Origin of the sequence: Kribbella sp. NPDC051587 (genome assembly GCF_044453945.1) — a bacterium.
In the GTDB taxonomy this organism is placed as follows: domain Bacteria; phylum Actinomycetota; class Actinomycetes; order Propionibacteriales; family Kribbellaceae; genus Kribbella.
Genome location: NZ_JBITDE010000001.1, coordinates 67,499 through 84,757, shown reverse-complemented (window position 1 = coordinate 84,757; position 17,259 = coordinate 67,499). Strand labels below are relative to the sequence as shown.

Annotated in this window: 19 protein-coding genes and 1 tRNA gene; 12 read left to right on the top strand and 8 right to left on the bottom strand. The window is 65.3% G+C overall.

From position 1 onward, the window contains the following. The 3 genes from proB to ACIA49_RS00375 are packed head-to-tail and all read left to right on the top strand — an operon-like array spanning position 1 to position 2,944. Entirely contained in the window at positions 1 to 1,113 is a 1,113-nt protein-coding gene (gene proB / locus ACIA49_RS00385; RefSeq protein ID WP_396374902.1) for a glutamate 5-kinase, read from the top strand. Further along, positions 1,110 to 1,703 (top strand): HXXEE domain-containing protein, encoded by a 594-nt coding sequence (locus ACIA49_RS00380; RefSeq protein ID WP_396374901.1) that lies wholly within the window; start codon positions 1,110 to 1,112, stop codon positions 1,701 to 1,703. The genes proB and ACIA49_RS00380 overlap by 4 nt, the downstream gene beginning before the upstream one ends. Further along, complete coding sequence (locus ACIA49_RS00375) at positions 1,700 to 2,944, top strand: glutamate-5-semialdehyde dehydrogenase (RefSeq protein WP_396374900.1); 1,245 nt, start codon at positions 1,700 to 1,702, stop codon at positions 2,942 to 2,944. The genes ACIA49_RS00380 and ACIA49_RS00375 overlap by 4 nt, the downstream gene beginning before the upstream one ends. Here ACIA49_RS00375 and ACIA49_RS00370 read toward each other — a convergent pair. Together ACIA49_RS00370 and ACIA49_RS00365 are read right to left on the bottom strand one after the other, a co-directional pair. After that, positions 2,929 to 3,597 (bottom strand): 4'-phosphopantetheinyl transferase family protein, encoded by a 669-nt coding sequence (locus ACIA49_RS00370; RefSeq protein ID WP_396374899.1) that lies wholly within the window; start codon positions 3,595 to 3,597, stop codon positions 2,929 to 2,931. The two genes, ACIA49_RS00375 and ACIA49_RS00370, sit on opposite strands and share 16 nt — an antisense overlap. Next, positions 3,594 to 4,457, bottom strand: coding sequence for a winged helix-turn-helix transcriptional regulator (locus ACIA49_RS00365; protein ID WP_396374898.1), 864 nt, complete (start codon positions 4,455 to 4,457; stop codon positions 3,594 to 3,596). Before ACIA49_RS00365 ends, ACIA49_RS00370 begins: the two co-directional genes overlap by 4 nt. A gap of 85 nt (positions 4,458 to 4,542) precedes the next feature. Between ACIA49_RS00365 and ACIA49_RS00360 the strand changes: the two genes are divergently transcribed. Further along, positions 4,543 to 5,739, top strand: coding sequence for an MFS transporter (locus ACIA49_RS00360; protein WP_396374897.1), 1,197 nt, complete (start codon positions 4,543 to 4,545; stop codon positions 5,737 to 5,739). On the opposite strand, the gene ACIA49_RS00355 is transcribed toward ACIA49_RS00360, so the two are convergent. Next, positions 5,669 to 6,121 carry an Lrp/AsnC family transcriptional regulator gene (locus tag ACIA49_RS00355; RefSeq protein ID WP_396374896.1) on the bottom strand — a complete coding sequence of 151 codons (453 nt, stop codon included), beginning with the start codon at positions 6,119 to 6,121 and terminating at the stop codon, positions 5,669 to 5,671. The genes ACIA49_RS00360 and ACIA49_RS00355 overlap by 71 nt on opposite strands. A 148-nt stretch (positions 6,122 to 6,269) precedes the next feature. Here ACIA49_RS00355 and ACIA49_RS00350 point away from each other — a divergent pair, with 148 nt between their 5' ends. The 6 genes from ACIA49_RS00350 to ACIA49_RS00325 all read left to right on the top strand — a co-directional run bounded on the left by ACIA49_RS00350 (position 6,270) and on the right by ACIA49_RS00325 (position 8,961). Next, complete coding sequence (locus ACIA49_RS00350; protein WP_396374895.1) at positions 6,270 to 6,398, top strand: hypothetical protein; 129 nt, start codon at positions 6,270 to 6,272, stop codon at positions 6,396 to 6,398. An 80-nt stretch (positions 6,399 to 6,478) separates the two neighbouring features. Further along, the gene (locus ACIA49_RS00345) at positions 6,479 to 6,634 is read left to right on the top strand and encodes a hypothetical protein (RefSeq protein WP_396374894.1); all 156 of its coding nucleotides are present in this window, start codon (positions 6,479 to 6,481) and stop codon (positions 6,632 to 6,634) included. A gap of 1 nt (position 6,635) precedes the next feature. After that, positions 6,636 to 7,247 carry a nicotinate-nucleotide adenylyltransferase gene (nadD, locus tag ACIA49_RS00340; RefSeq protein WP_396374893.1) on the top strand — a complete coding sequence of 204 codons (612 nt, stop codon included), beginning with the start codon at positions 6,636 to 6,638 and terminating at the stop codon, positions 7,245 to 7,247. 7 nt (positions 7,248 to 7,254) lie between these two features. Continuing rightward, complete coding sequence (gene rsfS / locus ACIA49_RS00335; protein ID WP_391542755.1) at positions 7,255 to 7,641, top strand: ribosome silencing factor; 387 nt, start codon at positions 7,255 to 7,257, stop codon at positions 7,639 to 7,641. Further along, a complete protein-coding gene (locus tag ACIA49_RS00330; RefSeq protein ID WP_396374892.1) occupies positions 7,638 to 8,288 on the top strand; it encodes a histidine phosphatase family protein in 651 nt (216 codons plus the stop codon). The genes rsfS and ACIA49_RS00330 overlap by 4 nt, the downstream gene beginning before the upstream one ends. 600 nt (positions 8,289 to 8,888) lie before the next feature. After that, positions 8,889 to 8,961 (top strand) — tRNA-Ala (locus ACIA49_RS00325). Positions 8,962 to 8,978: 17 nt separating this feature from the next. Here ACIA49_RS00325 and ACIA49_RS00320 read toward each other — a convergent pair. The 3 genes from ACIA49_RS00320 to ACIA49_RS00310 form a co-directional block, all read right to left on the bottom strand. Then, on the bottom strand, positions 8,979 to 9,806 hold the full coding sequence (locus ACIA49_RS00320; protein ID WP_396374891.1) for a hypothetical protein: 828 nt from the start codon (positions 9,804 to 9,806) through the stop codon (positions 8,979 to 8,981). Positions 9,807 to 10,209: 403 nt separating this feature from the next. Further along, positions 10,210 to 11,481, bottom strand: a complete 1,272-nt coding sequence (locus tag ACIA49_RS00315; protein WP_396374890.1) for a hypothetical protein — start codon at positions 11,479 to 11,481, stop codon at positions 10,210 to 10,212. 539 nt (positions 11,482 to 12,020) lie between these two features. Beyond that, entirely contained in the window at positions 12,021 to 12,350 is a 330-nt protein-coding gene (locus ACIA49_RS00310) for a tyrosine-type recombinase/integrase (RefSeq protein ID WP_396374889.1), read from the bottom strand. Positions 12,351 to 13,214: 864 nt separating this feature from the next. Here ACIA49_RS00310 and ACIA49_RS00305 point away from each other — a divergent pair. Both ACIA49_RS00305 and ACIA49_RS00300 read left to right on the top strand, forming a co-directional pair. Beyond that, a complete protein-coding gene (locus ACIA49_RS00305) occupies positions 13,215 to 14,792 on the top strand; it encodes a hypothetical protein (RefSeq protein ID WP_396374888.1) in 1,578 nt (525 codons plus the stop codon). After that, a complete protein-coding gene (locus ACIA49_RS00300; protein WP_396374887.1) occupies positions 14,785 to 15,360 on the top strand; it encodes a hypothetical protein in 576 nt (191 codons plus the stop codon). The genes ACIA49_RS00305 and ACIA49_RS00300 overlap by 8 nt, the downstream gene beginning before the upstream one ends. Positions 15,361 to 15,429: 69 nt before the next feature. Here ACIA49_RS00300 and ACIA49_RS00295 read toward each other — a convergent pair whose 3' ends face one another. Both ACIA49_RS00295 and ACIA49_RS00290 read right to left on the bottom strand, forming a co-directional pair. After that, complete coding sequence (locus tag ACIA49_RS00295) at positions 15,430 to 16,191, bottom strand: hypothetical protein (RefSeq protein ID WP_396374886.1); 762 nt, start codon at positions 16,189 to 16,191, stop codon at positions 15,430 to 15,432. A 498-nt stretch (positions 16,192 to 16,689) separates the two neighbouring features. Then, entirely contained in the window at positions 16,690 to 17,247 is a 558-nt protein-coding gene (locus tag ACIA49_RS00290) for a dihydrofolate reductase family protein (RefSeq protein ID WP_396374885.1), read from the bottom strand. Positions 17,248 to 17,259: the final 12 nt, after the last annotated feature.

Genomic DNA, 17,259 nt, shown 5'->3' with positions numbered 1-17,259 from the left:
ATGGACCAACGCGCGGAGGCCGTCGAGGCCACGCGAATCGTCGTGAAGGTCGGCTCGTCGTCGCTGACGCAGCGCGGCCGGATCGATCTGGACCGGCTCCGGCCGCTCGTCGACGCCATCGCGGCGCGGCGGGCGCAGGGGACCGAGGTCGTGCTCGTCTCCTCGGGGGCGATCGCGGCCGGGCTGGCGCCGATGGGGTTGCGTTCGCGACCGCGTGACCTCGCCACCCAGCAGGCGGCCGCGTCGGTGGGCCAGGGCGAGCTGATGGCTCGGTACAGCGACGCGTTCGCTGCACACGACCTGCGGGTCGGCCAGGTGCTGCTGACGGTGGACGACGTGACCCGGCGCAGCCACTACCGCAACGCGTTCCGGACGTTCGCACGGTTGCTGGAGCTGGGCGTCGTACCGATCGTGAACGAGAACGACACGGTCGCCACCACCGAGATCCGCTTCGGCGACAACGACCGGCTGGCCGCGCTGACCAGCCACCTCGTGCACGCCGACCTGTTGCTGCTGCTGTCGGACGTCGACGGTCTGTACGACGGCGATCCGCGCAAACCCGGGACGACGATGGTCACCGAGGTCCGGGGTGCCGCCGATCTGGAGCCGCTCGCGATCGGCAAGACCGGTTCGTCCGGCGTCGGTACCGGCGGAATGCAGACCAAGGTCGAGGCGGCCGCGATCGCCACCGAGGCCGGGATTCCTGTCGTACTGACGTCGGCCGCGCTGGTCGCGGAAGCCTTGCAGGGCAAGCGAGTTGGCACCCTCTTCCATCCCACCGGCCGTCGCCAGAAGACCCGCATGCTCTGGCTCGCGCATGCCACCTCGGGTGTCGGCATCCTGCGGCTGGACGAGGGCGCGGTCCAAGCCGTGACGGTACGACGTAAGTCGCTGCTGCCGGCCGGGATCATCGGCGTCGAAGGCACTTTCTCCGCAGGGGATCCCGTCGATCTGGTGTCGCCGACCGGCGTCGTCGTCGCCCGCGGCCTGGTCAACTACGACGCGGCCGAGCTCCCTGGTCTGCTGGGTCGCTCGACCCACGACCTGGCGCGCGAACTAGGAGCGGCGTACGAACGCGAAGTAGTCCACCGCGACGACCTGGTGCTGCTGTGAACAAGAAGTTGGCGTGGGGATTGCTGGGCGCGTGGATCATTCATGATCTGGAGGAGCTCCTGACGATGCAGCGCTGGTCGCGGCAGGCGCCGGAACAGCTCGCCGACGCCATCCCGACCCGCGTCGCCGACGTGCTGCCCTCCCGCGTCGCCGTCACCCTCGCCCCGCGCGTGGTCACGACCGCCGAGAAGGTGCTGCCGATGTCCACAGCTGAGGCGGCGACCGCGATTGGGATCACCGGGCTGGCGATGGCCGCGGCCTCTGCCGCCGGTGCTGTTTCCGGCGGGCGGAGCAAGTTCTTCCAGGCCTCGCTGATGGGCCTCGGGCTGCATGCGGGCACGCACATCGCGCAGTCTGTTGCTCTGCGCCGGTACACACCTGGGCTGGTGACGACACCACTCGTGGTCATCCCGTTCTCGGTCTGGGCCTGGCGTGAGCTGAAGCGTTCCGGCGTACCGATTGCGCCTTCGGATCGGCGACTGAATCTGGCGCTGGCGGCGGTGGTGCCGTTGTCGCATGCGATCGCACGGTTGCCGCGGTTGAGACGCCGCGGCAGAGAGGGTGGGGTGCGTCCTACGATGAACACGTGAGCGAGATCATCGAACTGGCCCAGCGGGCGCGAGAGGCGTCGTACGCGTTGGCGGAAGCCTCGCGGGCGACCAAGGACGCGGCACTGCATGCGATGGCGGCAGCGCTGCGCGCCAACACCGACGCGATCGTCGCGGCGAATGCCCAGGACGTCGCGGCCGCACGCGAGGCCGGTACGCCGGAGTCCACGGTCGATCGGCTGGCGCTGGACGCCGGTCGGGTCGATGGGATGGCAGCGGGGCTGGAGCAGTTGGCGGGTCTGACCGACCCGGTCGGCGAGGTCGTCCGCGGCTACACGCTGCCGAACGGTCTCGAGCTTCGTCAGGTGCGAGTGCCTTTCGGCGTCGTCGGGATCATCTACGAGGCCCGGCCGAACGTGACGGCCGACGCGGCCGGCATCTGCCTCAAGTCGGGCAACGCCGTTCTGCTGCGCGGTTCCTCGTCCGCGGCCGCTTCCAATGTCGCGATCATCGATGTACTGCGGGAGGCCGCGACCTCGGTCGGGTTGCCGGCGGACGTCGTACAGGGTGTGCCGACGGACCGGGCCGCGGTCAAGGAGCTCATGCAGGCGCGCGGGCTGGTCGACGTACTGATTCCGCGCGGTGGTGCCGGGCTGATCCAGACCGTGGTCAGCGAGTCGACCGTGCCGGTGATCGAAACCGGCGTCGGAAACTGCCATGTGTACGTCGATGCTGACGCCGATCTCGGTCTGGCGCTGGAGATCCTGCTGAACTCGAAGACGCAGCGACCGAGCGTGTGCAACGCAGCCGAGTCCCTGCTCGTGCACGCCTCCGTGGCTGATGACTTCCTGGCGATTGCCCTTCCTGCACTGGCTTCTGCGGGCGTGACGGTCCACGGCGATCCGAAGGTTGTTGCTGCAGGCAAGGACATTGTCGAGGCGACCGACGAGGACTTCGGGACCGAGTACAACTCACTCGACCTGTCGGCCGCGGTGGTCGATTCGCTGGAGAGCGCCGTACAGCACATCCGTCGCTACAGCTCCGGTCACACCGACGCGATCATCACCCGCTCGCAGGCCGCCGCCCGCCGTTTCGTCCAGGCCGTCGACTCGGCCGCGGTCGTGGTCAACGCGAGCACCCGCTTCACCGACGGTGGCGAGTTCGGCTTCGGCGCCGAGATCGGCATCTCCACCCAGAAGCTGCACGCCCGCGGCCCGATGGGCCTGCCCGAGATGACGTCCACCAAGTACGTCGTCACCGGCGAAGGTCAGATCCGGAACTGATCTTGTGTGACGACAGGCGGCTCGGCGGATAGTACGGCCAGAGCCGCCAGGTGGTCGTTGTCGATCTCCAGATCGTGCAGCTGCGCCGGCCCGCTGTCCCAGCGCACCACGCCGGCCGGCTGATCCGGGGCGCTCACCACAACGGTCCACAGCCCCGCTGAGATCCCGTCTCCGGTTGCCTTGAGCAGGGCCTCCTTGCGCGTCCAGTACCGCGTGAACGCCCGTGCCTTCGCGGCTCCGTCGTACTGCTTGAGCACCTGCAGTTCCTCGGGTGCCAGGCTCATCCCCGCGACCCCATCGACATCCTGCGCGGAGTCGACCCGCTCCACATCGAGCCCGACCGGCGCCGTACCGATCGCCAACCCGACCCACTCACCCGAGTGCGACACCGACAACTCAACGCCCTCGGCTCGCACCTTCCCATGCGCCTTCCCGCAATCCCGGCACGTCCGATCCAGTACGACGTCAGCCGGCGCCACCGACCTCCGGGCCCCAACCAACCGCCGCGTCATCGTCACCCCGAGCAGGAACCGCGCCTTGTCCGCCTCCCGGCGATACCGCGTGTACCGTTCCTGCTCGATTGCGTTCAGATCCGCCAAGAACTCAGGCCGGGCCTGCTCGACCCTCGCCCACCACACCTCGACCTGGTTCATGCCGTCTCCAGCGCCCACTCAACTGCCTCCGCGATATCGGTCACTGGGTATTTGACTGCATTCACCACGCGACCCGCGCCGACCACGAGGACGACTCGTTTGAGTCGTTCGTAGCCGCCGGCCCGGAACGTCGGCAGCCGGAGTGCTGCGGCGAGTTGGAGCTCCACGTCCGAGAGCAGGGTTTGCGGGATCTCCTCGGCGGCGGCGAAGGCCTGCTGCTCGTCCGGGCGTTGCGTGCTCACGCCGCGGACCGTGATGCGGCGCGCCACGAACTCGTCGTACTTCGCTGCGAACAAACGGTTCTCCAGCGTGCAGCCCGCCGTACCGGCGATGTCCGTCCAGCCCTCCGGTAGCGGCGTCGGCCGGCCGGTGGCCGGGTAGCCGAAGAGGACGGTCGATCGCGCCTCCGCGTCCACCACGTCGAGCGTCGTACCAGCTGTTGACGGCAGTGCGACGTTCGGGACGCGTTGGCCGACCAGCTCATGCACGCGTTGGGCCGGCGCTTCGCCGGCGGCGTTGGTGCCCGTCAGCTCGCCGTCGCCGAGTACCCAGCGGTCGCCCCAGTCCTGTAGGGCGACCAGCACCGGCAGGAGGGCTCGTCCGCGCGGGGTCAGCCCGTACGCGTAGCGCGTCGGCCGTTCCTGGTACGGCGTTCGCTCGACGACCTCCGAGTCGATCAGACCGCCGAGCCGCTCGGTCAGCACCTTGCGAGAGATCTGCAGCGAGTCGGCCAACTGGTCGAAGCGGTCGAGACCGCGCGCGAGGTCGCGGACGATCAGCAGCTCCCACCCGTCGCCGATCACGCCGAGGGACTGCGCGATCGCACAGTCGGCCTCGGGCGAGAAGGTGCTCCGTCGCACGGTCGAACCTCCCGAATCCGGTTGTCACCACGCTATCCGGCGTCGTAAGTTCCCATTGGGAACTTACTCTAGCTGGAGGAGTCGCATGTACTGGCGCCGGATCGCCGAACTACCGCGCTGGATCCGGGCCGTCATGCTCGGTCAACTGGTCAGCTCGGCGGGCTCGCTCGCCTGGCTCTACCTCACGCTCTACCTGGTCCAGGACCGCGGGATGTCGGCACAGGAGGCGGGCTTCGCGGCCGCGTCGTACGGCGTCGGTCTCGTCGGCGGCAATCTCGGGGGAGGGTGGTTCGGCGACCGCTTCGGCCTGCGAACCGCCGCGGTGGTCAGCCAGGTGAGCTGGGCGATCACCTGTGCCGCGATGCCGCTCGCGCCGAATGCGTGGCTGGCGGTTCTCGGTGCTCTCGCCGGACTCTGTGGGGGAGCGACCCGTCCGAACCTCAGCGCGCTGGTCGCGATCGCACTGCCTGCTGACCGGCGTCGCGAGGGGATCGCGCTCTCCCGGACCGCCAGCAACGCGGGGTTCGCCATCGGTCCACCGCTCGGCGGGCTCGTGGCGGCGTACGACTTCTCGTTGGTCTTCGTGTTCGACGCCGTGACCAGTCTGGTACTCGCGTTCGTCATCTGGCGCTGGGTTCCGGCCGCGCGCCGGGCTCCCAAGGCTCCGGGCCTGGGTGGCGCACTGCTGCGGGACCGCTCGCTGCTCGTCCTGCTCGCGATGATCGTGGTCGTCGACACGGCCTGCCGGCAGATCTACGTGACCATGCCGCTGCTGCTCCGCGACGCCGGTTCGCCTCCGGTCGCGTACGGCGTACTGATCGCGGTGAACTCCATCGTGATCGTCTGCTTCGAAGCGCCGCTCGCGATCCGCCTCCGTGGTCATCGCGCGCTTCGCGTGATCGCGACCGGAAGCGTCCTGGTTGGTATCGGCCTTGCGGCGCTCGGGGTTTGGCCCGCGCTCGCCGGTGCGGCGGTGGCGATCGTGGTGATCACCGCGGGGGAGATGCTCTACAAGCCGACCGCGACCGCCCATGTCGCCGACGTGGCACCCGACGGCATGGTCGGCCGCTACTCCAGCCTGTACGCCGCCGCCTCGGTCAGCGGGATGTTCCTCGCGCCGGCCCTTGGCGGCATCACCTATGAGCACCTGCCGCGGCTGCTCTTCCCGATCGCGGGCGGACTCGCGGTCGCGGCAGGCGTCGTACTGGCTCTCACTCCTCCGGCAGCGGCGCCGGACGGCCTTCCCAGCGGGTCGACAGTACGACGGTCGTCCGGGTCCTGACGACGCCGTTCACGCGCCGCAGCGAGCCGACCACGGCCTCGAGCTGGCTGACGTCCGCGACCCGGATCTTCACCACCAGCTCCTGGTCGCCGGCGACGAACCAGCAGTCCTCGACCGCCGCGATCTCGCGGACCTGGTCGACGATGTCGTCGGTCTCCACGTCGTCCTTCTGGAACAGCCCGATCAGCGCGCTGGTCCCGAGGCCGACCTCGCTCGGCGCGACGATCGCGCGATAGCCGAGCAGCACGCCGCGCTCCTCCAGCCGCCGGACCCGCTCCTGGACGCTCGGGCCGGACAGCCCGACCACCCGGCCGAGCTCCGCCCAGCTCGAGCGGCCGTTCAGCCTCAGCGCCTCGATCAGCTGCCGATCGATCACGTCCATACGGGATGAACCTCCTGTTTACCGCAGATTCGTAGGCACTTCGCCCGATCTGCCTTCAATTCGTTTGTGTGAACTGACTGATTGTCGTACAATTTGAGGTGTCGGAGCCGGTCCGCTCCGATCCCGTCAACAACCCAGTGAAGGAATCATGATCACCCCCGATGTCGCCCGTGCCCACATCGACGAGATGCACCGTGTCGCCGCGCAGCACCAGCGCGCGTCCGCCGTCCCGTCCCTCTGGCGCCGGCTGCTGACCCGTCACATCCGCCACAGCTGACGCCGACCTCCCGCGCGACCGGATGGCCACGAGTGCCACCGGTCGCGCTCTTGTGTCCGGCCACGAGATAGGCTCTGACCATGCTGAACCTTGTCGTGCCGCAGCTCGCGGCCCTCGAGGAGGCCGTTGAGGCCTCACACATCTCGCCGTGGTGGTACGGCGGGTTCACCCTCGTCGTCCTGTCCCTGCTGCTGCTCGTCACGGTGATCATGGGCAAGGGCCGGCCGCACAGCTGATATGGCTGCCGTCGAGCGGGTCCGCCGGCTGGGCGTGATGGGTGGCACGTTCGACCCGATCCACCACGGCCACCTGGTCGCCGCCAGCGAGGTCCAGGCGTACTTCGATCTGGACGAGGTCATCTTCGTCCCGACCGGCCAGCCCTGGCAGAAGCTCGATCGCGACGTGTCGCAGGCCGAGGACCGGTACCTGATGACGGTCATCGCGACCGCCTCGAACCCGCGCTTCTCGGTCAGTCGGGTCGACATCGACCGGCCGGGGCCGACGTACACGATCGACACGCTGCGCGACCTGTCCGCGCTCTACCCGGACGCGGAGCTGTTCTTCATCACCGGTGCCGACGCGCTGGCCCAGATCCTCACCTGGCGCGACGTCGACGAGATGTTCAAACTCGCGCAGTTCGTCGGCTGTACGCGGCCGGGGACCGAAAGTCTCGAGCTGCCCCTGGACAAGCTGCCGATGGATCGGATCACCTTGCTGGAGGTCCCGGCGCTGGCGATCTCGTCGACCGAATGCCGGGCCCGGGTCGCCAAGGGGAACCCGACCTGGTACCTCGTCCCGGACGGCATCGTCCAGTACATCGCCAAGCGCGAGCTCTACACCAACCGTTAGGAACTTTATGCCAGCCTCAGAACGCGCCATCGAGCTGCTCACTGCGGCCGCCGAGGCGGCCCACGACAAGAAGGCCGAGAACGTCCTCGCCTTCGACGTCTCCGAGCAGCTCGCCATCACCGACGCCTTCCTGGTCGCGTCCGCCTCCAACGACCGCCAGGTGCGCGCCATCGTCGACGCCGTCGAGGAGAAGCTCCGGGTCGACTTCGACGCCAAGCCGGTACGGCGTGAGGGCGCCCGCGAAGGCCGGTGGGTGCTGCTCGACTACCTGGAGATCGTGATCCACGTCCAGCACGACGAGGAGCGCAACTTCTACTCCCTCGAGCGGCTGTGGCGCGACTGCCCGATCATCAAGCTCCCGTCGGCCGTCCCCGGCGCGGGCACGGCCGAATGACCGCTGGACGGCTGATCGTCTGGCGGCACGGCCGGACAGAGTGGAACCTGCAGGACAAGATCCAGGGCCAGGCCGACATCCCCCTCGACGAGGTCGGCATCGCCCAGGCCCGCACCGCGGCGGCCCGCCTGGCCACCCTGGCCCCCACCCGCCTGTTCGCCAGCGACCTCCAGCGTGCCGCCGCCACCGCCGGCGAGCTGGCCGTCCTGACCGGCCTCAAGATCGAGTACGACGAGGCGCTGCGCGAAATCGACGTCGACGACTGGGCCGGCCTCACCCAGGCCGAACTGGCCGCCCAGAACCCCGAGGCCGCCGCCCGCATCAAAGCCGGCGAATCCCAGCGCCGCGGCACCGCCGGCGAAACCGTCGAAGAAGTAGCCGACCGCTTCGCCGAAGCCCTCACCCGCATCTCCGTCCAAGGCACCGCCGCCGACACCACCGTCATCGCCACCCACGGCCTGGCCGCCCGCGTAGGCATCTGCCGCTTCCTAGGCATCCCCGACCCCCACTGGCCCGCCTTCGGCGGCCTCTCCAACTGCAACTGGGTCTCCCTCCTCCCCAGCACCCGCACCACTCGCTGGCGCATCGAAGAATGGAACGCCGGCTCCCTCCCCGAACCAGTAATGTCCGACGACCCCCAACGCTGATACGCCTCCAGCCTTCAAAGGACACCGCTCCGCGGCCGCACCCCTTCAGTCGCCTCCGGCGACGCCCGGGCCCGCCGCGGCCACTCCCACCCCAGCCCGCCAACCGCCGCCGGCAGCGACGGTTAACCCCAAAAGGACACCGCTTCGCGGCGACAGTCCTTTGGTCGCCTTCGGCGACGCCCGGGCCCGCCGCCTTCACGCCGGCACCCAGCGGGCCAACCGCAGGCGTGCGGTGGACGACTGGGCCGCACCAGACCCCTCCGGCGACAGCCTGGGTCGTCGTTCCCCATTGCCGGTCGATCAGTGCACACCGCGGCTCCGTACAAGGCCGGTCCCTGGTCACAGTGGGCTTTGCGGGGACTTGCTGCCTCCAGGTGGCAGTAAATCCCCGCTGATCGCCATCTCACTCCGCGTGGAGCACCCACAAACGGTCGGCACGCCACAAACCGCCGTACAGCACCGACTCCCACGCCGACAACGCAAGCTCGACACCCCTGCGGAGCGTGTCATTTACCTCACCGCCCTCAGCCAGGTATCCGATTTTTCTTCTCCGCCCCCCATCCGCTAAGCTTTCGGAGTCGCAAGGAACTACGACACCGCGGGGCTTTGGCGCAGTTGGTAGCGCGCTTCCATGGCATGGAAGAGGTCAGGGGTTCGAATCCCCTAAGCTCCACCGCAGGAAACAGCAGGTCAGAGGGCACTTTCGCCCCCTGGCCTGTTTTCGTTAGAGGGTCCAGTGGGAGAGATTTGGGAGAACCGCTCGGCTCTCACCACCTTGGCGGCTAGCTGCTCGGCCTCCTGAACGGCCTTCTTGAGCATCGGTTCGATAACAGGCACCCAGCTCAGGAGCTTGTGACGCTCGTCCGGTGTCAGCTCCAACACGGACGCCACGAAGCGCGCCTCCAGGACGTCGAGGATCTGCTGTTCCATCTCCGGCGTGACGTGGTCGTAGACCCGCGCCATGCCCTTCATTTTCTGACCGAGCCGCGCCCGCCGTCCGACTTCAGAGATGCCGTCGCTCGTGAGCCAGGTGGCGTGAGTGTGCCTTCCCTCGTGAAACCGGAAGCCGTCGAGGATCGCTGGCTTGTAGCGATCTGAGCCCGGGTTCTGGACATCAACTCCATCCCAAGCCGGTCGCCAGAATCGCTGGCGAAAGTTCGAGCGATACCAGGGGGCACCACGCAGGGAGAGGAATGCGAACGAGTTCTCCCGAGAGGACGTGGCCAGCAACAACTCATAGATCGAAGCGATGCTCGGCGGCAGTTGGACCCAACGTTCACCGGCGGGAGACTTGGTGCGCGCGCTTCTCTTCGTGCGCCGACGACGCGAGCCCGGTGTGGACATCTCGGTTACGCTGCCCAATTCGGTGACATCAACGCCTCCCTTGAATAGTCTGCCCTCAACTTCCTTCAGCGGTTTGAAGACGCCGATTGCTCGCCGAAGCGCGTCGTACTCTTCCGCGGTTTGGCCGGCCAACTCGCCCCACCTTCCTCCGGTGTAGGCGTCAAGAAGAGTCAAGACGGGCCCCTTCAGGGCCCGAATGCGCGCCGCCACCGAAGGTCGGGCCGCCTGCCCTCCACTGCGCTAGCGCTCCGTTCTGGGCGCGTCCCTTGGCCTGGCGCGCACGTGCAGCAGGGGTGCCGGGTCGAAGACAGCAGAACTCGCCATCCACTACTCGGCACCCTGTGATCTGGCGCTGTCAGAAAAGGCCGGCAACCGCCGCCCGTGGTTCCCCGCAGTCAGCCGTCTACCGGTTGGCTCCCGCATCGCCCCGCTAGCAACAATGGAAGAGACGGTCCGATCCGGCACGCCTCAAGAGCGCCTACGGCGTCGCTACGCGATCGAGCAAGCTCGACCCTTGACCCCCACCGAACCGAACCTAAGGTCGGCAACTATCGGGGCGATGCGGAGGCACGGGATTTCACTCAGTTCGTGGGCGAGGGGTGCTCCCCGCGATGATCGCCTTCTGGGCCAGAAAACGGAGGACTTGAATATCGCCATCCAGTCGGCCCGCCTCCTGAGAGAATGGTAGTAGCGGAACCGACCGTCTGGCCCCTCCGTCGGCCTTAGAATGCACTACCCGGCAGCGGATGGCGTATATCCGCCGTGCAAGTTGATCTCGGACATCGCTCCCTTTGTCCTGAAGGTTCAACTGAGGCACGCCATCCAGAATCCTCTTTCCTGTCAAGCTGTCTAATATGGAGTCCTGTGAGCTGATAAAGCTGAGTAGGTTTTCTTTGCTGACTGTTCCTCGTAGCGCAGCCTGAAGTTGCTCCTCCTCATTATTGCGGGTGCCGGAATCATTCGATGCAATGCGCAAAATCCGTGAAAGGTCGTCATCGCTGTCTGATCTGAACCTCGGATCCTTCAGCTCTTCGCGTAAGGCGATAATTGACTGACGCCGGATATGATGGGAAAAATAAAACTCAAGGACCTGATAGTAAGCCAAGAATTCAAGTAGCGGGAGATTGATGGCGGATCGGGCGTACCAATACAGTGACAGCGCGTCGGTAGAGTATCTGTTCTGTGGCCAAGTTGGTTGCTGCAGATCGTGGCCAATCTGACCAGTCCGTGAACTAGCTCGACCGGTGGGTCGCCGAAGCAACTCGAACCCTGCGCCGTAGCGTAAGTCAAATTCGAATGCTATGTCGTTTCTGATCTCCTCAAGTACTTTAAGTGCCTGGTCGTGGCCATGAACTGGAATTCCTGAGATTCTTATCGTTTCAGCATTCGAAAGCGAAGAACTCAAAGCCGAGAATCTCGCACTTGCCGACCCGATCTCAACCTTGGCGCCGCTTGAGGGGTTGCTAATCCCCACAAGCCACGGAGGAGGGTAAAGAGCGAAGTCTCGAAGCTGTGACTTGGAGTATTCGAGACCTTCGGTTTGCATCCAGGCTCGATTTCGGAGCAATGAATAGATCGGCGTAGGTAGCACGCCTGGACTGACAATTGCCGCTTCAATAACCTCTTCATCGAAGATGTAGCCTCGATAATGAGACAGCGCTGAGACTAGCCAGGGGCCGAGGGAGAGCATGTCAGTAGCCTGCTCTTCAGTGATAATCACGCGGACCTTGTCTCTGCCCGCCTTGAATATCAGGCGAAGGTACCATTCAAAGCGCTTTCCCGTGCCGTATGTTCGACGCAGCCAATCCCACTCTGCACCCCACTCATCGCTGCGATCGCATAGAGCCACCCGTGCGTCCGTTGGCGCAATCGAGTCGGGTATAACGGTCGCGACGATAGATCCGTCGCTACCGTCTGAACGGGAACTACTAAGATCATCTGCCACTTAACTACCCCCATTTATTGACATGCCGATCGTCATCACTCAGTCGCCTCGATCTCCGGAGACTGCCGGTGTTGACTCCTACGTGTCAACAGGTCGCAGTGGACAATTCGACCGGCCATCGCCCGGTCACATCGCGCCGTTGGAAGGTTTGATCTGAGTCACGATGAGTGGGAGCGGGGCGCCCCGTCCACTGGGACAAATTTGGGAGACTGGCACCTGCATCAACGGTACGAAAACGCACCGAACCCGTGCGAACGCGGAGCCCGCAACCGGCTTGCAGGCAAGCGGATGCGACATAGGCGCCGGTGGTGCTGAAGATGACCCCCGCCCATGGCATGGAAGAGGTCAGGGGTTCGAATCCCCTAAGCTCCACCGCAGGTCAGAGGCCGGTTTCCCACTCGGGAGACCGGCCTCTTGCATGACCTGAGTGACTAACTGAGTGACTACCGCTTCCGGGGCAGGATTCCGTCCATCGCCTCCGCGCCCTCGGTCAGGACCGGCCGGAGCTCGTGCCGGTAGACCGTCTCGGTCACCTGAGTGCTCTTGTGGCCGACCAACTGCGAGATCTGTTCGATGCTCACGCACTGCGCGCTGAGCAAGGATACGAAGCTGTGCCGCAGCTCCAGAGGCGTCCAGTCGGCAGCGTTCAAGCCGGGGGTTCGGTTCACTACCCGGCGGAAGTCGCGTCGGACGTTGGCGGCGTCAAGCTCCGTACCAACCGATGTGCAGAACACCAAGTTGTGATGCCTCCACCGATCGCCAGCAATGGCCATTGCAACCTCCTGTTGCTGCGTGTGCTCGGTTGAGGCCGCGAACTGAGCACGTCGTCGAAAGAGCCTCGCCCGCCAACCCCACGCCGGCACTTCGTTGAGGGTGAGTTACCCACTCGCAGGGACGGAGTCTCAATGTCCGTCGCAACTGATGAAGAGTTCGTCCGAGACCTCGCAGTGACGACTGTCCTCCGGCGAATCATGCACGGCCGGTGTTATTGGCCTACGTGCGACCAGCCGATCGTTCGATAGGTCGAGCGTCAGGCGCCGGCCAATGCAGTCCTGATTCCGATCCGCAGCACCGACGGCACTCATCAGCGCCACGACGCACGAGTGCGGGCGTCGACCCGTGACAGCTTCGGCACTGTGCTTCTGCTCTGCCAGGGCACGCCATGACGATCGAGCATCCAGAGGCATCCACGTTGACGGTCGCAACGCTACGGGCCTGAAGGCGCAGAGCCGAGGACGCTGATCGCAGCTGGGTAAGTCACCTTGCGGGTGCAGCGGCAAGCAACTTCCAGCAGTAGTTGGATGGGCTGACGGCGAACGCAGATGAGGTCGAGGGCATCCTCGATGGGTTGGCCGCGTCGGATCCGCGGGGCCTCGATCGTCCGATCACTCGTCGATGCCTTTGTTGGAGTATCGGCGCAGACGATGACGGATGCGGTGGTGGACGAACCTGCCTGCAGCGCTCCCGCCAGGTAGCTCCGACTCGACACTTACTCGGGGTTAATTACTGTCAGTCATTGCTGACTTACGGTCCAGACGCTACGGTGCGTGATCTGTTGTAGGACGCATTGTCCAACACGTGGGGGGAACTACGTGATAGCCAATGAGCCGTTCGTTGACATAACTAGCACCGCTCAGATGTACTCCCAGATTGCCGGCGTTCTGGCCGGGTTCGCGTTCACCGCTCTCCTGGGGTTCCTGCGACATGGTGCCAGCGAGGAGGATGGTGAGGACGGACCAACCGCGGATTACACGCTGAGCTCGGTATCGGTCGTGCTCTTCAGCACGATAACCGCGCTGATCATCAGCGCGATCCTGTATGGGATCTTGGCAGGAGGGCTACCAGCCTCGGGTAGCTCGTTCTCGATCGTCTTCATCGATGGCCCAGCATTCAGCCTCGCGATCCTTGGCATGTTCTACGCCATCGGCCTGGCGGCGTCGCAGTACTCCCACATGGGACCCATGCTGACGGCAGTCCGGATCTTGATGGGTGTGGTTGGTCCGGCGATAGCCATGCTCTTGATCGCGACGGCCGTCCTCGACATCTACCACTTCTACTGCAAGTTCAACGAAATCCCGAACAAATGTGACGACGTGGCACAACTATCGCCCGCTGAGCCGTTTGGCCTGGGCGTATGGTTGACGGCACTTGGGTTGGCAGTGTCCATTGTGCTGTGCTTCCGCTTCAGACGTCCGCCCGCTCATAGGCCGGTTTGGATCCCAACGGTCATTTCGTGTGTCGTGTTCGGTACGGCTGTTGTGGCAGTGCTAGGCGTGGTGGTACTAGATAGCTTTCCCTCGACCTACGTATTGTCGGACTGGATCCTTCGCGTTGGGATCTCCGTTGTCTTCGTCATGGTTTCCATCGTCTCGATACTCACCATGTGGAGTTGTCATCCGCCGGCGCCCAGCGGTACGAGATCTCCACCTGCGCCAGAACCTTCGCCGAGTGGCGCTCCGGATGGAACGCTCGCGCCGTCGACCGCCGAAATCGGCAGGAGTGAGCTTGCCTCGCGCTACAGCGGCTACCTGACTGCCCACTACCTTGACCTACACGTGACGGTCGTCAGCGTTGCGCTCGGGGTTGGAGGGCTCTCCGCCGCTGGCCTGCTCGCCAGCACCGATAGCCTTCATGGCTGGGCCTACGCGCACTGGACTATGTGGCTCGCGAGCTTGCTCGCGGTCGCAACCGTGTATGCGGGCACGATGACAGGTGCGATTGGTCTTCCCGCAAGAATTCCAACGGTTTCGGATCTGCTCATCCCTACCCTCCTGGCGGTGGTCGAGGTCCTGATGTTCGGGGTGTTGGTGTCCCAGATCATTGGGTTCGATTCGCGACGCTCGGTTGTCGTCGTCTGGTTCTTCCTGCTTGGCATCTTTGGCCTCATGGCAGCCACCGCGGTACTGCGGGCATCGAGATACTTCGTGAGTGGTGCTTATGCCGCTGATATCCGTCAGACGGTCGATGCTTACAGAGTCCGCATGAAGCGCGATGCCGTCAGCGCGGGGGCACTCGCGGTGCTTGGTATTGCTGGCGGACTGGCGAACCTGCTGTCGACGGATGGACTCGTGATGACTTCGTCGGTACTCGCCACGGTTGTCACATGTGGCTTCGTCGTCGCTCTTGTCGGACACAACCAGAGTGCGCAGCTGTGGCGACGAGGGCTGTCGGATGATCGTGCGAGCGCTGGAATCAAAGGGGCGGCCAATGCCTGACAACAAGATGACCAAGTCGGCAGGGGAGCACTGGGCGTGCGCCATGCTCGCGCGGCACGGATGGGCGCCAGCTCTTACCCGCGACGGACTCGCGCGCACCGACATCCTCGCGGTTGCAACCCACCTTGAGGATCGGCCGGCTGTGGAGATCCAGGTCAAGGCGGCGACCGCCGGGAACGGCCGAACCACTTGGCTTCTCGGCAACGCCGGATCGCTGGCGTCGTCTCAGCACGAGTGGTTCGTCTTCGTCATGCTGCCGAAGCGGCTCAAGAGCCCGCCGCGGGGGTTCGTGGTGCCGCGTGATCACGTAGTGGCCGCTCGCTGGATGATTCATCAGGAGTGGCTCACGAATCCTGAGGTGCCCGCCGGCAAGCGGAACACTCCGATCAAGAGTGCTCGTGTGAGCGATGTGGTGTGGGCTGGCTACGAGGACCGATGGGACTTGCTTGGCACGGATACGTCTAAGGTGCCGGTGCTGTTTCCATCCTGGGTGCGCGGGTACGCCGAGCAGGAGCGCATTGGCCTACCCCCGGGCCATCCTTGGATTAACTCGCTGCCGAGCTGGTAGGCGTAGCTGGATGTTGAGCTGGCATGCGGTGATGTCGATTCGGACAGATTGCCTTGAATGGTTGGCTGTCTAGGGCAGGGCTCGACGCCCGAGAATACTTGCCAGTTCCGCTAGCGTTTCCTCGCTGAGCAACGCCGGGTTGGTTGCCATCGCCGCAATCAGATGCTTGACCTGGTCGGGCGGCAGCTCCGCTAGTGTTTGCCTCAGCTCCTCCAGGCCACCGCCCTCGACGATCCTGGCGTTGGTGACGAGTCTCATCTGCTCGTCGCTGTAGGCCTGCGCGGCGGCGGCTGCGAGGTAGCGCGCCTGCGCCTCTGCGCTCGACATGGTGGGTTGGGCCACCTCGGGTGTGGCAGCGACCTCTTGTGAGGTCTCATCATCTGCGGCAGTCGTCCGTGTCCCTTGGAGAAAGCGAGGCACGGGCATCTTGGCTCGACCAGCCGCGATGGCCGGCCGCGCGGTCTCGCGCCACCACTGCTGCGCCAGGGGCTTGGCCTTACTGATCCCAATCTCGACGATGTGGACCACAATCTGAGCGATCGCCCGCTCGAACTCCTCTTGTTCCTGAGTTCGGCGTCGCTGCTCGGTGGGGACGTAGGTCGTCTCCGTGACGATGAGAGGCTCGTCCTCTTCCTCGTCGTCCGGGACGAAGCGCGCGTTGCCCCTCAGCTTGCCGTTACCGTCAAAGAGGTTCTGGTGGAGGCCTCCCTCCTTCTTCTGCCCAGGAGTGAGCCTGTCGTCGTCCCATTCGTAGTGCCCTCGGATCCGCCCCATGCCTCCGAACTGTAGTTGTTGCTCAAGATCGGTTGTCAGATCTTCGTGGGGCGTCATCGCGGCTCGCCCATGATCCATGTCGCGGGTGCGGAGCCAACCGACACCGGGCCGCCATGCTCGCCCATGGCGTGCGATGCGGTTGGCTCCGTTTAGGCAGCCGTTAGGTTGCCCTGATCAGCGCTAGTACGACTCGAACGGCGAGGGTTGCCGCGGGTGCTGCTGCGCCAGACAACAGCAAGACGCCCGCCGAGATGCCGCCGGGCTTCCTCCGCGGGGCAACTGCGGCTCATGGTGACGACGGTAGAGTGCTCGGAGCAGCCGCTCTAGGACTTGCGAAAGTTGCTAGCCCGGTTTGCCGATAAGGCCGGTTGCCTCGCCGCGCTGCGGCAGGCGCGGTCGTATCGAGCGCGTGAGCAGGCCGGCGGTCGATGATGTTGAAGACCGGAGACGTTTGCACTGGCAACGGAGACCAGCACGATGTGCTCGTTGGCCAATCCATCGAGTGCCTCTGGTGGGTCTGGTTCTCCGCCACGTCCCGGCCTCGCTGGGGCAGAGCTACGGGGTGCGGCGGTAGTGGAGGGCTAGGACGCCGTTGGTGAGGGGCTTGGTTGAGAGGAGTTCGAGGTTGCGGGTGGTGGGGAGGCCGGGGGCGTAGAGGGTGGGGCCGTGGCCGGCGATTCTGGGGTGGATGAGGAGTTTGTAGTCGTCGATCAGGTTGAGGCGGTCTAGGGCGGTGGCTAGTTTGCCGCTGCCTAGGAGGATGCCGGCGGGGGTGGCGTCCTTGAGGGTTTCGATGGTTTCGGGTAGGTCGCCGGTTAGGTGGTGGCTGTTGGTCCAGGGGAAGTCGGTGCGGGTGGAGGAGACGACGTACTTGGGTTTGGCGTCGAGTTTGACGGCCCACTCGCGGATGGCCGGTGGGGCTTCTACGTCGCCGCGGGTTACGGCGGGCCAGTAGGTCTCCATCATTTCGTAGGTGGTGCGGCCCCACAGCATGGCGCCGGCTTCGTCCATGAGCCGGGTGAAGTGGGCGTGTGTCTCGTCGTCGGCGATTCCCTCCTGGTGGTCGACGCAGCCGTCCAGGGTGAGGTTGATGCTGAAGGTGAGGAGTCCCATGGGCGGCGAGTT

What these genes read in the sequence shown, in the direction of transcription:
- proB (WP_396374902.1), top strand. Translation starts at nt 1, where the DNA reads ATGGACCAACGCGCGGAGGCCGTCGAGGCCACGCGAATCGTCGTGAAG.
- ACIA49_RS00370 (WP_396374899.1), bottom strand. Translation starts at nt 3,597, where the DNA reads ATGAACCAGGTCGAGGTGTGGTGGGCGAGGGTCGAGCAGGCCCGGCCT.
- ACIA49_RS00360 (WP_396374897.1), top strand. Translation starts at nt 4,543, where the DNA reads ATGTACTGGCGCCGGATCGCCGAACTACCGCGCTGGATCCGGGCCGTC.
- ACIA49_RS00355 (WP_396374896.1), bottom strand. Translation starts at nt 6,121, where the DNA reads ATGGACGTGATCGATCGGCAGCTGATCGAGGCGCTGAGGCTGAACGGC.
- ACIA49_RS00350 (WP_396374895.1), top strand. Translation starts at nt 6,270, where the DNA reads ATGATCACCCCCGATGTCGCCCGTGCCCACATCGACGAGATGCACCGT.
- ACIA49_RS00345 (WP_396374894.1), top strand. Translation starts at nt 6,479, where the DNA reads ATGCTGAACCTTGTCGTGCCGCAGCTCGCGGCCCTCGAGGAGGCCGTT.
- nadD (WP_396374893.1), top strand. Translation starts at nt 6,636, where the DNA reads ATGGCTGCCGTCGAGCGGGTCCGCCGGCTGGGCGTGATGGGTGGCACG.
- rsfS (WP_391542755.1), top strand. Translation starts at nt 7,255, where the DNA reads ATGCCAGCCTCAGAACGCGCCATCGAGCTGCTCACTGCGGCCGCCGAG.
- ACIA49_RS00330 (WP_396374892.1), top strand. Translation starts at nt 7,638, where the DNA reads ATGACCGCTGGACGGCTGATCGTCTGGCGGCACGGCCGGACAGAGTGG.
- ACIA49_RS00310 (WP_396374889.1), bottom strand. Translation starts at nt 12,350, where the DNA reads ATGGCCATTGCTGGCGATCGGTGGAGGCATCACAACTTGGTGTTCTGC.
- ACIA49_RS00305 (WP_396374888.1), top strand. Translation starts at nt 13,215, where the DNA reads ATGTACTCCCAGATTGCCGGCGTTCTGGCCGGGTTCGCGTTCACCGCT.
- ACIA49_RS00300 (WP_396374887.1), top strand. Translation starts at nt 14,785, where the DNA reads ATGCCTGACAACAAGATGACCAAGTCGGCAGGGGAGCACTGGGCGTGC.
- ACIA49_RS00295 (WP_396374886.1), bottom strand. Translation starts at nt 16,191, where the DNA reads ATGACGCCCCACGAAGATCTGACAACCGATCTTGAGCAACAACTACAG.
- ACIA49_RS00290 (WP_396374885.1), bottom strand. Translation starts at nt 17,247, where the DNA reads ATGGGACTCCTCACCTTCAGCATCAACCTCACCCTGGACGGCTGCGTC.